General features: G+C 70.6%; 13 protein-coding genes and 1 riboswitch. Of the genes, 8 read left to right on the top strand and 5 right to left on the bottom strand.

Annotation, left to right across the window (positions count from 1 at the left end; genetic code table 11):
• Positions 1 to 11 precede the first annotated feature (11 nt).
• The 3 genes from ABD817_RS07330 to ABD817_RS07320 form a co-directional block, all read right to left on the bottom strand.
• Positions 12 to 992: an ABC transporter permease gene (locus ABD817_RS07330; RefSeq protein WP_344916314.1), complete on the bottom strand. Its 981-nt coding sequence runs from the start codon at positions 990 to 992 to the stop codon at positions 12 to 14.
• A gap of 120 nt (positions 993 to 1,112) precedes the next feature.
• Positions 1,113 to 2,909, bottom strand: coding sequence for an ABC transporter substrate-binding protein (locus ABD817_RS07325; RefSeq protein ID WP_344916312.1), 1,797 nt, complete (start codon positions 2,907 to 2,909; stop codon positions 1,113 to 1,115).
• 18 nt (positions 2,910 to 2,927) lie between these two features.
• On the bottom strand, positions 2,928 to 3,929 hold the full coding sequence (locus tag ABD817_RS07320; RefSeq protein ID WP_344916310.1) for an ABC transporter permease: 1,002 nt from the start codon (positions 3,927 to 3,929) through the stop codon (positions 2,928 to 2,930).
• A 340-nt stretch (positions 3,930 to 4,269) separates the two neighbouring features.
• Between ABD817_RS07320 and ABD817_RS07315 the strand changes: the two genes are divergently transcribed.
• The 5 genes from ABD817_RS07315 (at position 4,270) to ABD817_RS07295 (ending at position 9,008) form a co-directional block, all read left to right on the top strand.
• Positions 4,270 to 5,115 carry an oxygenase MpaB family protein gene (locus ABD817_RS07315; RefSeq protein ID WP_344916308.1) on the top strand — a complete coding sequence of 282 codons (846 nt, stop codon included), beginning with the start codon at positions 4,270 to 4,272 and terminating at the stop codon, positions 5,113 to 5,115.
• 127 nt (positions 5,116 to 5,242) lie between these two features.
• Positions 5,243 to 5,373, top strand: a riboswitch (FMN riboswitch).
• 529 nt (positions 5,374 to 5,902) lie between these two features.
• The gene (locus ABD817_RS07310) at positions 5,903 to 6,559 is read left to right on the top strand and encodes a riboflavin synthase (protein ID WP_344916306.1); all 657 of its coding nucleotides are present in this window, start codon (positions 5,903 to 5,905) and stop codon (positions 6,557 to 6,559) included.
• Between the two features lie 100 nt (positions 6,560 to 6,659).
• A complete protein-coding gene (locus tag ABD817_RS07305) occupies positions 6,660 to 7,874 on the top strand; it encodes a bifunctional 3,4-dihydroxy-2-butanone-4-phosphate synthase/GTP cyclohydrolase II (protein WP_344916304.1) in 1,215 nt (404 codons plus the stop codon).
• A 58-nt stretch (positions 7,875 to 7,932) separates the two neighbouring features.
• Complete coding sequence (gene ribH / locus ABD817_RS07300) at positions 7,933 to 8,403, top strand: 6,7-dimethyl-8-ribityllumazine synthase (RefSeq protein WP_344916302.1); 471 nt, start codon at positions 7,933 to 7,935, stop codon at positions 8,401 to 8,403.
• A gap of 146 nt (positions 8,404 to 8,549) precedes the next feature.
• A complete protein-coding gene (locus tag ABD817_RS07295) occupies positions 8,550 to 9,008 on the top strand; it encodes a PH domain-containing protein (protein ID WP_344916300.1) in 459 nt (152 codons plus the stop codon).
• Between the two features lie 78 nt (positions 9,009 to 9,086).
• On the opposite strand, the gene ABD817_RS07290 is transcribed toward ABD817_RS07295, so the two are convergent.
• On the bottom strand, positions 9,087 to 9,755 hold the full coding sequence (locus tag ABD817_RS07290; protein ID WP_344916298.1) for a potassium channel family protein: 669 nt from the start codon (positions 9,753 to 9,755) through the stop codon (positions 9,087 to 9,089).
• Positions 9,748 to 11,088: a TrkH family potassium uptake protein gene (locus ABD817_RS07285; protein WP_344916296.1), complete on the bottom strand. Its 1,341-nt coding sequence runs from the start codon at positions 11,086 to 11,088 to the stop codon at positions 9,748 to 9,750. The genes ABD817_RS07290 and ABD817_RS07285 overlap by 8 nt, the downstream gene beginning before the upstream one ends.
• Before the next feature lie 211 nt (positions 11,089 to 11,299).
• Between ABD817_RS07285 and ABD817_RS07280 the strand changes: the two genes are divergently transcribed.
• From ABD817_RS07280 to ABD817_RS07270, 3 genes are read left to right on the top strand one after another with little or no spacing between them, the layout of a single operon-like run.
• Entirely contained in the window at positions 11,300 to 12,196 is an 897-nt protein-coding gene (locus ABD817_RS07280) for an AAA family ATPase (RefSeq protein ID WP_344916294.1), read from the top strand.
• On the top strand, positions 12,180 to 13,346 hold the full coding sequence (locus ABD817_RS07275) for a vWA domain-containing protein (protein ID WP_344916292.1): 1,167 nt from the start codon (positions 12,180 to 12,182) through the stop codon (positions 13,344 to 13,346). Before ABD817_RS07280 ends, ABD817_RS07275 begins: the two co-directional genes overlap by 17 nt.
• A complete protein-coding gene (locus tag ABD817_RS07270; protein ID WP_344916290.1) occupies positions 13,339 to 14,445 on the top strand; it encodes an XdhC family protein in 1,107 nt (368 codons plus the stop codon). The genes ABD817_RS07275 and ABD817_RS07270 overlap by 8 nt, the downstream gene beginning before the upstream one ends.
• The last annotated feature ends 45 nt before the right edge of the window (positions 14,446 to 14,490 follow it).

The following is a 14,490-nucleotide window of genomic DNA, read 5'->3' as shown; positions in this document are numbered from 1 at the left end:
TTTCAAGGCTCCTAGCTCAGCCGCACGCGGGGGTCGATGAAGGCGTACGCGATGTCGACGATGATGTTGAAGACGACGATCGCGGCGGCCGCGACGAGCACCGTCGCCATCAGCATGGGCAGGTCGGAGTTGGTGACCGCCTTGACCGACAGCTGGCCGAGCCCCTGGAGGCCGAAGGTCTGCTCGGTGATGATCGCGCCGCCGATCAGCGCGCCGAGGTCCACGCCGAAGATCGTGATGATGGGCGTCAGCGTGCCGCGCATCGCGAAGCGCATCACGACGCTGCGGCCGGACATGCCCTTGGCCCGAGCGGTGCGGACGTAGTCCTCGCTGAGCTGTTCCACCATCGTCGAGCGGGTCATGCGGGTGTAGTTGGCGGTGAAGATGATCGCCAGCACCAGCCACGGCAGGAGCAGGCCGGTGGCCCAGCCGACGGGGTCCTGGGTGAACTCCACGTACTTGGGACGCCAGAAGATCTGGTTCTGGTAGACGAGGAAGTACAGCGCGAGGGTGCCGATGAAGTAGATCTGCACGGAGGCGCCGATGAGGGACGACACGCTGGCGATCTTGTCCAGTGGCTTGCCCTGCCGGAGCGCCGCGATGATGCCGGTCGCCACGCCGAAGGTGAGGAAGACGACCGCGGCCCCGATGGTGAGCGAGATGGTCAGCGGGAGCCGGTCCACGATCGTCTCGAACACCGGCGCGCGGTTGACGAAGGAGAAGCCGAGGCAGGGGGCGGGACAGTAGCCCAGGCCCCCGTAGTCGCGGCCGACGAAGATTCCGGCCAGCCAGGCCACGAACTGGGCGAACAGGGGCTGATCCAGTCCCAGGTTGTGCCGCGCCTGCTCCAGCAACTCCGGCGGGCAGACCTTGCCGCAGGCGAGTCTCGCCGGGTCGGCGGGCACGGCGAAGAAGAGGAAGAACGTGACCGCGGAGATGATCACGAGTGTGACCATGGCGCCGAGCGTGCGGCGGGTGATGAATGGAAGCATTGCCTGTTTTCCCGAGGTGACTGGGACCGCTGGGGCCGGGGAGGCCCCTGGCCGTGGCCCGGGGGGATGTTCATCCCCGCCGGGCCACGGCCGCCGGTTCTCCTACGGTTTCGTGAGCCGTTACGGCTTCACGAAGATGCTGTTGGGCGAGACGACCCACGACTGCGGGTCGATCTCGGCGCCACCGACCTTGGAGCCGTGGAGGGTGTTGGCGATCCGGTTCTCGGCGACGACCAGCGGGGTGATCGTCTCCTGGATCTTCTTGTCCAGCGCCATCCACGCGTCGTTCTGGGCGTCGATGTCGGTCATCGCGGTGATTTCTTCCATCTCCTTGGTGAGCGCCTCGTCCTTCAGGTGCGAGTAGTTCGGCGCACCGTCGGCGATCGGACCGAAGATGACGGGCAGGACCGTCGTGCCGGACGGCCAGTCGGCGCCCCAGCCACCCCAGTACAGGTCGAACTCGTTCTTCACCTTGCCGATGGAGTCGTAGTAGGTCTTACGGTCCAGGGGCTTGACCACGACCTTGACGCCGATCTTCTCCAGGGCGTTCTTGATCACAACGGTGATCTGCTCCTGAACGGGCGTCTGGTTGTAGGCGTAGACGATGGTCGGCGTCGGGTTGGTCGACTCGGCGAGCAGCTGCTTGGCCTTCTCGACGTCACCCTCGGGCTTGGTCTCCTTGCCGAACAGGTCGTAGGACTCGTAGCCGACCGTGGTGTTCTCGTTCAGGATCGTGGTGGGCAGCGCCGCCGCGGCCGGGCCGCCGTAGACCTGCTGGATCTGCTTGGACGGCCACACGTGGTTGATGGCCTGGCGGATCTTGGGGTCCTTCACCCGGTCGAGGTTGAAGTAGTAGTAGTTGCCGTACGGCGAGGGGCTCTTCATCAGGCGGGGGGCCAGGCTGGCGTCGCCGAGGACCTGCTGCAGACGCTCCGGCGGGACGGTCGCGTAGAAGGTGAACGCGGTCTGGTCGGGGCCGGTGTCCGCGATCAGGCGGTCGGTGATCTGCAGGTTCTCCTGGCCGAACTCCAGACGCCAGGCGTCGGGGTAGGCGCCGCGGATCGGGTCGGTGGCCGGGTCCCAGTTCGGGTTGCGCTCCAGCTCCATCGACTTGTCGACGACGTGGCTCTTGATGATGTACGGGCCGCTGGAGACGGGCTTCTTGTCGTACTGCTCCTTGGTGTCCTTCTCCTTGGGCACGATGCCGTAGCCGCCCATGGCGAAGGCGTAGTTGGCGTCGGCGTGCGGGGTCTTGAACTTGTAGACGATCGTCTTGTCGTCCGGCGTCTCGATGCTGTCAAGGCGCTTGCCGTCGTACGGGCCCTGGTAGGCCTTCTTGTGGTCGACCTCGGTCAGCCACTGCTGGATGTAGGTCGGGCCCTGGGTGACGAACGGGGCGAACGTCCGCTCCATGCTCCACTTCACGTCCTCGGACGTGATCGGGGTGCCGTCCTCCCACTTCACGCCGTCCTTGAGGGTGAAGGTCCAGGTCTTGCCGCCCTCGGAGGAGGTGCCGGAGTCGGTGGCCAGGTCGCCGACCAGCTTGTAGTCGCCGGGGCCGACGCGCTTGTAGCCGGTCAGGGTACGGCCGATGAGCAGGCCGAAGTTCGACATCGTGTTGACGTAGACCTGGGCCGGGTCGAGGTGGCCGATGTCGTCACGGTCGATCATCGTGACGGTGCCGCCCTTGACGACGCCCTCGGGCTCGATGGCCGGGCCCTTGGAGTCGTCGGCCGTTCCGACGGTGATCGTCGGCGGCTTGTAGGTCGCCGCGGGGGCCGCCGCGCCGCCGGGTGCGCTGGACGCCGCGCCGCTGGGGGCCGCGGGGGCGCCCTGGTTGCCCTGGGCGCAGGCGCTGGTGAGGGCGAGCGCGCCTATGGCGAGTACGGCCATCGCTGACCGCGTACGGACTCTCATCTTTCTCCTATTTCCGATCTAGCGCTTGAGCTTGGGGTCGAAGGCGTCGCGGACCGAGTCACCCAGGAGGTTGAACGCGATCACGAAGATCAGGAGGGCGACACCGGGGAATATCAGGTAGGTGATGTCGTTCTGGTAGATCTCGGTGCCGCGCCGGAACATGCGGCCCCAGTCGGGGGTGGGCTCGATCATGCCGACACCCAGGAAGGACAGCGCCGCCTCGGCCGTCACCAGCGCGGGGAGCAGCAGCGTCGACTGGATCAGGATCGGGGTCCAGAGGTTCGGCAGCAGTTCCTTGAAGACGATCCTGGCGGGAGAGGCCCCGGTGACCTTCGCGGCCTCGACGAACTCCCGCTCGCGCAGGGAGAGCACCTGGCCGCGCAGCAGCCGCGCGAGACCGGCCCACTGGAAGATCGTCAGCGCGATCACGAGGGTGACGGCTCTCAGCCAGAGGGGCGTCTCCTCGTCCGGCTTGACGAACAGGTTCTCCACGACCGGCATGAACGCGATGATGAAGAGCACCGAGGGGAACGACAGGACGATGTCGATGAGGCGGCCGATGAAGTAGTCGGTCTTGCCCCCGGCGTACCCGGCGACGATGCCCATCACGATGCCGATCGCCGTCGCGATGATCGTCGCGGTGACCGCGATCGACAGTGAGGTCCTGATCCCGTAGACGAGCTGGGTGAACACGTCACGGCCGAGGCCGGGCTCGATGCCGAACCAGAACTCCGAGCTCATGCCGCCGTTGGGCAGGATCGGGTAGCCGTAGTCGTTCAGCAGGCCCGGCATGTCCTGGCCGTACAGGGTGTAGGGGTCCTTGCCGTACAGCCAGGAGATGACCGGTGCGAGGAGCGCGACCAGGAAGAAGAAAATCACCACCACGGCAGAGACGATGCCGGTCCGGTCGCGTCGGAAGCGCAGCCACATCAGCTGCCCGGGTGAGCGGCCCACCGTTTCCGGTGTCTTCGCCGCCAGTGCCTCCCCGGTCGTGGTCGTGGCTGGTGCAGGGATGGTCATCGTGCGGAGGCTCCCAACGAGCATGGTGAGCGGGATCCCTGGAACCATTGCAAAGCAGACCATGACAATCAATGGTCTGGTCATTACTCATTTTTTTGTTGTATAACGTCCACCTGTTTGTGGCTGCAATTCCGTTGACTCGGATAGGGGGTGACGTGGGAAGATAGGGCTCCCGAAGGTGGATATTCACGGATTTGTGACACGTTCATGACGCGTCCGGGATGGATTTGTCCAGTTTTGGCACCCCTTGTGTTACAAGCTCGTACAGTGTCACAGACTTGAGACAATGGCGTGCCCGGGTGCCGCGCGGGGTAGCCCTCCAACTCGGGAGGTGTGGGGCATGGATCACGGCCTGTTCGGACCGGAGTCGGTGACCTGGAAGGTGATGGGCGAGCCGATCCTGCTCGTCGGGGGCTTCCGCGCGCTCCTCATGCAGGGCCTGCACCCCCGGGCGATGCGCGGGGTCGCGCAGAACTCCGCGCTCATGGACCCGGCCGAGGCGTGGTCCCGCTTCGTGCGCACCACCGAGTTCGTCCGGGTACGCACCTACGGCACCGCCCGGGAGGTCGCCCGCGCCGGGGCGAGGGTGAGGAAGATCCACGCCAGCCTCACCGCCCTCGACCTCGACACCGGCGAGCGGTTCCGCCTCGACGACCCCGACGCGCTGCTGTGGGTCCACGTCGGCGAGGTCGACTCCTACCTGTCGGTCGCCCGGCGCGCGGGGGTGCGCCTGACGGACGAGGAGGCCGACAGGTTCGTCGCCGAGTGGCGCCGCGCGGCCGAGGTGGTCGGCCTGCGCCCCGAGGACGTGCCCGGCTCGGTCGGTGAGATGGACGACTACATCCGGGCCTGCCGCCCCGGCCTCTACTTCCCCCCCGAGGTGCCCCACCCGCTCCTGCGGTCGCTCAACGCGCCGCTCCCGGCCCGGCTGACCCCGCTCAAGCCGATGTTCCCCATGCTCACCGTGCTCGCCTTCGCGACCCTGCCGCGCTGGGCCCGCAGGCTGTACGGCCTGCCCGCCACCCCGCTGGGCGACCTGTGGGCCACGGCCTCCCTGCGAGCCCTGCAGACCGGGATCGGCCTGGTGCCCGCGCAGGTGCGCTACTCCCCGGACGCGCGGAGGGCACGGAAGGCGCAGCAGGCACAGAAGGCACGGCAGGAGGCGGTCGCCGGGCGCGCCGGGTGACCCGGCCAAATGCTCGCTTGTTCCACATGATGGAAGAGGGTGCCGCCCGGTTTTCCGGACATGGCACACTGGTAGAGGAGGGTGAGCCGTCCGCGGCGTGCCCTCCGCGAGAACGAGAGAAGCAGAGCAGCGTGCTCCGGGGTCGGTGAAATTCCGAGCCGGCGGTTACAGTCCGCGACCCGGTCGAAGCCATCGACCGGTTGACCTGGTGAAATTCCAGGACCGACGGTTAAAGTCCGGATGGGAGGAAGCGCGCGAGCGGAGAGTGTCTTCGGGCACCCTCCGCTGATCGGGTGTATTGCGCCCGTTGATCCCCCGGGGCCCGCCGTGGCAGAAGCCACTGGCGAGTAGGAGACCTCGGGTGAGTGATCCGGCGCGGACGCGCCAGACGGCCGGGCGTGCCCCTCACGGGCACGGCGCCGCCGGCCCCCGTCATTTTCCGCATCCCCCGTCCGGTTGTCCCCGATCCGGGCACGCCGGCACATTCCTTCCTCCGCGCGTCCCCCGCCCTCCGGACGCGCGCCCTTCCACGCCCCGCGCTCCCGCTCCCGCTCCCCAGGCGGTTTTCCCCCGGCCCGCAGGAAGGCTCCCCCTTCCCCCGGGGTTCACCTCTGACGGAGAGCCCGGCCGGTCCGGCGGGCGATGCCGCCCGCCCTCGCCCGGTGCCGCCGGGCCGGACGGCGGTCGCGTCCGCCGGGCGGAAGCCTCCCGGAGTCCGAGGACGCCGCACCGTACCGGCCACGACCCGCGCCCGGCCGTCCGGGCGATCCCCCGCAAGGAGCTGTGAATGTTCACCGGAATCGTCGAAGAACTGGGAGAGATCGCCGGGATCGAGCCGCTGACCGACGCGGCCCGGCTGTCGATCCGCGGCAAGACGGTCACCTCGGACGCCGGGCACGGCGACTCGATCGCCGTCAACGGCGTCTGCCTGACCGTGGTGGACGTCGCGGACGAGGTGTTCACCGCCGACGTGATGAAGGAGACCCTCGACCGCAGCTCCCTCGGCGCGCTGAGACCCGGCTCCCCGGTCAACCTGGAGCGCGCGGTCCGCGCCGACCAGCGGCTGGGCGGCCACATCGTGCAGGGCCACGTGGACGGGACGGGCGTCCTGCTGTCGCGGGAGCCCGCCGAGCACTGGGAGGTCGTCCGGATCTCCCTGCCGCCCGAGCTCGACCGCTACGTGGTCGAGAAGGGCTCGATCGCCGTCGACGGCGTCAGCCTGACCGTGATGGGCGTCGGCTCCGGCGGCTTCGCCGTCAGCCTCATCCCCACCACCCTGAGCCTGACCACCCTGGGCGCGAAGCGGCCGGGAGACCCGGTGAACCTTGAGGTCGACGTGATCGCCAAGCATGTGGAGAAGCTCGTCGGGGCGTACGCCCCGGCCGGTGGGCCTGCCGGGGACGCCACGACGGGCCCCACGACGGGCCAGGTGAGAAGGCCGTGAACCACCTCGAAACCGGATCCGAGGTCTCCGGGACCTCCGGAAACGTCAACTGGCTCAAGGAGTACCGGTCGAGGGCCGTGCTCGTCCCCGAGGAGGCCTTGTGATCAAGCTGGACCCGATCGAGCGCGCGATCGCCGACATCCGCGAGGGCAGGGCCGTCGTGGTCGTCGACGACGAGAACCGCGAGAACGAGGGCGACATCATCTTCGCCGCGTCCAGGGCCACCCCGGAGCTCCTCGCCTTCACCATCCGGCACAGCAGCGGCGTGGTCTGCGTGCCGATGCGCGGCGAGCACCTCGACCGGCTCGGCCTGCCGCTGATGGTGTACGACAACAAGGAGCGCCTGCGCACCGCGTACACGATCAGCGTGGACGCCAGGGACGGGGTGAGCACCGGCATCTCCGCCGCCGACAGGGCCCGCACGATCCGCACCCTGGCCGACTCGGCGACCGAGCCGTCCGAGCTGGTACGGCCGGGACACGTCTTCCCGCTCCGCTACAGGGAGGGCGGCGTCCTGGCCCGGCGCGGCCACACCGAGGCGTCCGTGGACCTGGCCAGGCTCGCCGGGCTGAGCGAGGCGGGTGTGCTCGCCGAGGTCGTCAACGACGACGGCACCATGATGCGGCTGCCGGAGCTGCGTGACTTCTGCGACGAGCACGACCTGGCGCTCGTCTCGATCGAGCAGCTGGTGGAGTTCAGGCGCCGGACCGAGCGGATGGTGACCAGGGTCGCCGAGACGCGGCTGCCGAACAGGTACGGCGAGTGGCGGGCCTACGGCTTCGCGAGCTCGCTGGACGGCGGCGAGCACCTGGCCCTTGTCCTCGGCGACATCGAGGACGGCGAGAACATCATGGTCAGGGCGCACTCCGAGTGCCTGACCGGCGACGTGCTCGGGTCACTGCGGTGCGACTGCGGGGTGCAGCTCGACCACGCCATGTCGCGGATCTCCGAGGAGGGCCGGGGCGTGGTCGTCTACCTGCGCGGGCACGAGGGGCGCGGCATCGGGCTGCTGGCCAAGCTCAGGGCGTACAGCCTCCAGGACACCGGCAGCGACACCGTCGACGCCAACCTGGAGCTCGGGCTGCCGGTGGACGCGCGGGAGTTCTCCAACGCCGGGCAGATCCTCGCCGACCTGGGCGTGAAGTCGATCCGGCTGCTGACCAACAACCCGGCCAAGCTGCGCGGCATGGACGGCTACGGCATCAAGGTGCTCGGCCGCGAGCCCATGCCGGTGGCGATGAACCCGTACAACGAGAAATACCTGTCGGCCAAGCGCGACCGCCTCGGCCACGAGATCCCCAGGGAAGGCGCATGAGCGAGCGAGTGGGTCGGACGGAGCGGGACGGCCGCGTGAGCGGGCGCGGGGTGATCGCGTGAGCGGGGCCGGGCGACCGGCGGCCGGGGCCGTCGAGGCGGAGGGGCTGACCGTCGGCGTCGTCGCCGCCCGGTGGCACGAGAAGATCACCGATCAGCTCGTGACGCGGGCCGAGCAGGCGGGCAGGGACAGCGGCGCGGCGGTGACCGTGGTGCGGGTGGCCGGGTCGCTGGAGATCCCGGTCGCGGCGCAGGCGCTGGCCAGGAGGTACGACGCGGTCGTCGCCCTCGGGGTCGTGATCCGAGGGGAGACCCCCCACTTCGACTACGTGTGCGACTCCGTCACCGCGGGCCTGACCCGGGTCTCCCTCGACGAGGAGGTCCCGGTCGGCAACGGCGTGCTGACCTGTGAGTCCCTCGACCAGGCCCTCGACAGGGCGGGACTGCCGGGCAGCCACGAGGACAAGGGCTACGAGGCCACCGTCGCCGCCCTGGAGACGGCGCTGCTGCTGCGGGGACTCCGCTCCTAGGGTCGCTCCCAGGGGCGCCGTACGAGCCTGCCCCGCCGTGCCGCGGTGATCGGTGCGGCGGGGCCGTGCGGTAGGTTGCCATCGGCGCCGTGACCAGCCGTCACAGCCGTTCCGACCGGTGGTTTCCAAAGGATCGTGATCTGAGAGTGAGCCCGGAGAGCGTCTCCCCGCCCCCGTTGCCCGTCGTGTGGCGGCCCAGGAAGGGACGGATCGCGGCCTACGGCTTCGCGGGCCTGATCATGCTCGGCGCGGTGCTGATGGCGATCTTCCTGGCCGAGCCGTTCACCCTGGCCGACAGGATCGCGATGGTCGGGCTGGGCGGGCTGGTCGCCGGGGTCCTGCACCTGCTGGGACGGGTCCGGGTGGAGGCCGACGAGCAGGGGATCACCGTCGTCAACCCGCTGCGGGTGCACCGCTACGAGTGGCCCGAGGTGCTCTCGGTCGCCCTGGTCGACCACGAGCCCTGGGCGAAGATCGACTTCACCGACGGGGCCACGGTCGGCGCGATGGGCCTGCAGGGCTCGGAGAAGGACCGTACCGTCCGCCAGGTCCGCGAGCTCGCCGCCCTCATCAGGGAGCGCGGCGAGGCGTCCGAGACCCGCTGAGCCGCCGCACGGGGGCACCGGGCCCGGCCCGCGAGGAGCCGAGCCGTCGTGCGGGGGGCCACGGCCCGGGTCCCGCGCTCAGGTCTCGTCGGCGAACCGCTCGACCTTGTCGGTGTCGCCCGCCACGAGCAGGGTGTCGCCGCCGTGGATCACCGTGTCCGAGGTGGCGTACGTGAACCTGCCGCCGGGTTTCTTGATCCCGACCACGGTGACCCCGTACTTGCTGCGGACGCCCAGGCTGCCCAGGCTCCTGCCGTCCGCCCACCGGGGCGCCATGGTCTTGATCATGGCGTAGTCCTCGTCGACCTCCACGTAGTCGAGCATCCGCCCGGTGACCAGGTGCGCGACCCGTTCGCCCATGTCGTGCTCGGGCTGCACCACGTGGTGCGCGCCGACCCGCTGCAGGATCCGGCTGTGCTGCAGGCTGATCGACTTGGCCCAGATGTCGGCCACTCCCAGGTCGGCCAGGATCGAGGTGGTCAGGATGCTCGCCTCGATGTCGGTGCCGATGCCGACCACGGCCCGGCCGAACTCCGTGATGCCCAGCTGTTCGAGGGCGTCGGGATCGGTGGAGTCGGCGCACACCACGTGGGTGAGCCGCCCGGAGAAGTGCTGCACGTTCTTGGCGTCGTTGTCGACGCCGAGCACCTCGACGTCGCGGGTCACCAGTTCCGCCGCCAGCGCGCCGCCGAACCGGCCGAGGCCGATCACCACGACCGCGTCGCCGCGATTCTTCTTGTCAACCAACGAGGGGACGCTCCTCCGGGTATCGGAACCGACGGGTCTGGACGTGTAGCGCGAGCGCGGCGCCGAGGGTCACCGGGCCGAGCCGTCCGACGAACATCAGGAGGGTGAGGATCAGGTGTCCCGCCGTGCCGACGTCGGCGGTGATCCCGGTCGACAGCCCGACCGTGCCGAAGGCCGAGATCACCTCGAACAGTACGCGGTCGAGCTTGAACGGGGTCACCGTCATCAACGCGAACGTGCCCATGGCGACCGACGCCACACTCAGCAGGGCGATCGTCAGCGCCTGCCGCTGCAGCTGCTCGGGGATGCGGCGGCGGGCCGCCGAGACGTCGGGCTCGCCGCGCAGCTCGGCGAGGATCACGAACCCGAGCAGCGCGAACGTCGTCACCTTGATGCCGCCCCCGGTGCTCGCGCTGCCCGCCCCGATGAACATCAGCACGTCGCTGATGAGCCAGGAGTTCTCGCTCATCTGGGAGGTGTCCACCGAGTTCAGGCCGCCGCTGCGGGTCATCGCGCTGTGGAAGAACCCGGCCATGATCCGGAGGCCGGGGGAGAGGCCGCCCATCGTGCCGGGATTGTTCCACTCGGTGACGGTGACGGCCACCGCCCCGCCGAACAGCAGGACGGCGGTCATCCCCAGCGTGATCTTGGCGTGCAGCGTCCAGCGCGCCGGGCGGCGCCAGTTCTGCCGCAGCACGGCGTAGACGGGGAAGCCGAGACCCCCGGCGACCACCGCCAGGATGAGCGGGAGGCAGATCCACGGGTCGGTGACGAACCGCATCATGCTGTCCGGCCAGAGCGCGAACCCGGCATTGGTGAATGCCGAGATCGCATGAAAAATCCCGTAATAGGCGGCGCGGCCGAACGGTTCCCCGTACCCGATCACGAAGCGGGCGGCGAGCACCGTGGCGGTCAGCGCCTCGGCGATCAGCGTGACCTTGGCGACCCCGACGATCACCCGTCGCACGTCGCCCGGACCGAGGGTCTTGGTCTCGGCCTGGGTGTTGAGGCGGGCGCGCAGGCCGAGTTTGCCGGAGACGACCACCGCGAGGATCGAGGAGAGCGTCATGATCCCGAAGCCGCCGATCTGCATCAGCACCAGGAGCACGATCTCGCCGAAGAACGACCAGTGCGCTGCGGTGTCGTGCACGGCGAGCCCGGTCACGCACACCGCCGAGGTGGCGGTGAACAGGGCCGACGTCCACGAGGCGCTCTGGCCCCCCTCGACCGCGATCGGCAGCGAGAGCAGCCCCGTCCCGGTGAGGACCACCGCCAGGAACGCCGCCACGACGACCCTGGACGGGGTGTTGATCCGGGCGAGCAGGTTCTTCACAGGGGGTGACAATACTTCTTCGCGGGGAGCGGCAGGACGCCCGCGGGCCCGCCGGTCCCCGAGACCCCCGGCGGGCCGTCCGTCGCGGGGCCGTCACCGCCGCGCCAGGCGTGCCCCGCGTGCCACGCGTGCCCCGGGAATCCCGGGACGCGCCGGGTCCGGGGCACGATGTGATCACGCGAGGACCCGCCGCCGGGCGTAGCCTGAGGAGGTGGTGAGGCGGACAATCGAGGCATCTAATGTGGAGTCGCCCGCGCAGCTGGCCGGGCTGCTCGACGAGCGGTCGTACCTGGCCGATGGGGGGCTCGTCACGGCGGCCTTCCTCGCGCTGCGGATGGGCCGCCCGCTGCTGCTCGAAGGCGAGGCGGGTGTCGGCAAGACCGAGCTGGCCAGGACCCTCGCCGAGGTGCTCGGGGCGCCGCTGATCCGCCTGCAGTGCTACGAGGGGCTCGACGCCTCCCAGGCGCTCTACGACTGGGACTTCGCCCGCCAGCTCCTGCACCTGAAGGCGGCGGAGGCGGGCGGTGTCACCGACGCCGCCCGGCTGGAGGGCGAGGTCTACGACCGGAGGTTCCTGATCGCCAGGCCGCTGCTGAGGGCGATCGAGACCCAGCCCTCGGTGCTGCTCATCGACGAGGTCGACCGGGCCGACGTGGAGTTCGAGGCGATCCTGCTGGAGGTGCTCTCGGACTTCGCGATCTCCGTCCCCGAACTCGGCACGATCCGCGCCGCACGGCCGCCGGTGGTCGTGCTGACCTCCAACCGCACCCGCGAGGTGCACGACGCGCTGAAGCGGCGCTGCCTCTACCACTGGCTGGAACACCCCACCTTCGAGCGGGAGGTGGCGATCCTGCGCAGGCGGCTCCCCGAGTGCCCGGGGATCCTGGCCGAGCAGGTCGCCACGGCGACGGGGCGGCTCCGTACGGCCGAACTGATCAAGCCGCCGGGGATCGCCGAGACCCTCGACTGGACCGAGGCGCTCCTGGCCCTCGGCGCCCGCGAGCTCGACCCCGACGTGGCGGCCGCCTCGCTGGGCGCCCTGCTCAAGCACAGGGAGGACCACGAGGCGGTGCTCGGGAACGGATTCTTCGGTGCGTCCCGGCGCTGACGGCGTTCCCTCCGGCGCGGGGGCTCCTCCTTCCGCGATCGGTGCCGGGGAGGGGGCCGGGGAGGACCTGGTCGCGGTCATGACCGGTTTCGCCAGGACCCTGCGCGCCGCGGGGGTGCCCGCCGACCACGAGCGGACCCAGGGCCTGCTGCGCGCCCTGTCCCACCTGGACGCCTCCAGGCCCGACGACGTCTACTGGGCGGGCCGGGTCACACTGTGCGCCTCGCCCGACGACCTGCCCCGCTACGACCGGGTCTTCCGGGCCTACTTCTGCGGGCTGCGCGCGGGCCGCGCGAGAGCGGCGGCGGTCACCGTCACCCGGCACGCCGCGGCGTCGCCGGAGGCCCGCCCCGACCGGGGGGAGCGCGGCGAACCCCCCGCCCTCGCGGCGACCGCGAGCACCACGGAGGTGCTGCGCACCCGGGACGTGGCCGCGATGACGGCGGCGGAGCTCGCCGAGACGCACCGGCTGCTCGCCCTGCTGCGGGCGGGCAGGGAGCGGCGCGCGTCGCGGCGTTTCCGTCCCGCGCGGCGGGGACGGCTGGACGGCGGGGCGACCGTCCGCGAGGCGCTGCGCGGGGGCGGGGAGATCGCCGGGCTCCGCTACCGCGCGCACCGGACCAGGCCCCGCAGGGTCGTGCTGCTGATCGACGTCAGCGGTTCCATGACCCCGTACGCGGACACGCTGCTCCGGCTCGCCCACGCGCTGGTCAGGTCGGAGCCGGGGGCGACGGAGGTGTTCAGCGCGGGCACCCGGCTGACCCGGCTCACCGCCGAGCTGCGTCACCGCGACCCGGCGACCGCGATGAACGCCGTCTCCCGCGCCATTCCCGACTGGAGCGGCGGCACCCGCCTGGGCGAGGAACTCCGGCGCCTCCTGGCGCTGAACGACGCGGCGGGAGCGGTGGTGGTGATCGCCTCCGACGGGTGGGAGCGCGGCGACGTCTCGCTGCTGGGCGCCGAGATGGCCCGGCTGTCCCGGACGGCCCACCGGGTGATCTGGGTGAACCCACACAAGGGCAGGGAGGGCTACCGGCCGCTCACCGCCGGGATGCGGGCCGCCCTTCCCCACATCGACGACTTCGTGGCCGGGCACAGCCTGGCCGCCTTCGAGGAACTGGCGACGCTGCTGGGAGGCGCTCATGCGTGACGTGTTGTCACAGATCCTGCGATGGTGGGAGACGGGGGAGACGTTCGGCCTGGCCACCGTGGTCAACACCTTCCGCAGCGCGCCCCGCCCGCCGGGGGCGTCCATGGCGGTGCTCGGTGAGGAGGCCGAGGGCAGCGTCTCCGGCGGCTGCGTCGAGGGCGCCGTCTACGAGCTGGCCCGGGAGGTGGTCTCCTCGGGCGCGCCCGTCCTGCAGCGGTACGGCGTGAGCGACGACGACGCCTTCTCCGTCGGCCTGACCTGCGGCGGCATCCTGGACGTCTTCGTCGAGCCCGTCTCCAGGGAGACCTTCCCCGAGCTGGGGGCGGTCGCCGCCTCGGTGCTGCGGCGCGAGCCGGTGGCGGTGGCGACCGTCCTGTCGGGACCGGGCGCGATCGGCGCCCGCCGGATCGTCTGGCCGGACCGCTCCTCCGGCTCCCTGGGCGTGACCCGGCTGGACGACGCGGTCGACGACGACGTCCGGGGCATGCTCGCGCAGGGACTGACGGGCGTGCGCAGGTACGGGGCCCGGGGACAGCGGCGGCTCGACGAGCTGTCGGTCTTCGTCCAGTCCTTCGCGCCGCCGCCCCGGATGCTGGTCTTCGGCGCGATCGACTTCGCCGCCGCGGTCGCCAGGGTCGGCAAGTTCCTCGGCTACCACGTGGTCGTGTGCGACGCCCGGCCGGTCTTCACCACGGCCAAGCGCTTCCCCGAGGCCGACGAGGTGATCGTCAAGTGGCCGCACGACTATCTCACCTCGACCGTCGTGGACGAGCGGACCGCGATCTGTGTGCTCACCCACGATCCCAAGTTCGACGTCCCCCTGCTGGAGGTCGCCCTGCGCACCCCGGCGGGCTACGTCGGCGCGATGGGCTCGCGCCGCACGCACGAGGACCGGCTGGCCCGGCTGGCGCGGGCGGGGCTGGGGGACGCCGAGCTGAAGAGGCTCCGCTCGCCGATCGGGCTGGACCTGGGCGCGCGTACGCCCGAGGAGACGGCGATCTCCATCGCCGCCGAGCTGATCCAGCTGCGCTGGGGCGGCTCGGGCCGGCCGCTGACCGACGGTTCCGGCAGGATCCACGGGGACGGGCCCGGCGCGTGAGCGGGGAGGCGGGAATCCCGGCGGAGGTCCCCGGGGAGATCCCCG

Source organism: Streptosporangium oxazolinicum (assembly GCF_039537505.1).
Lineage (GTDB): Bacteria > Actinomycetota > Actinomycetes > Streptosporangiales > Streptosporangiaceae > Streptosporangium > Streptosporangium oxazolinicum.
The sequence above is the reverse complement of the archived record's forward strand: the minus strand, read 5'-3'. Positions and strand labels throughout refer to the sequence as shown.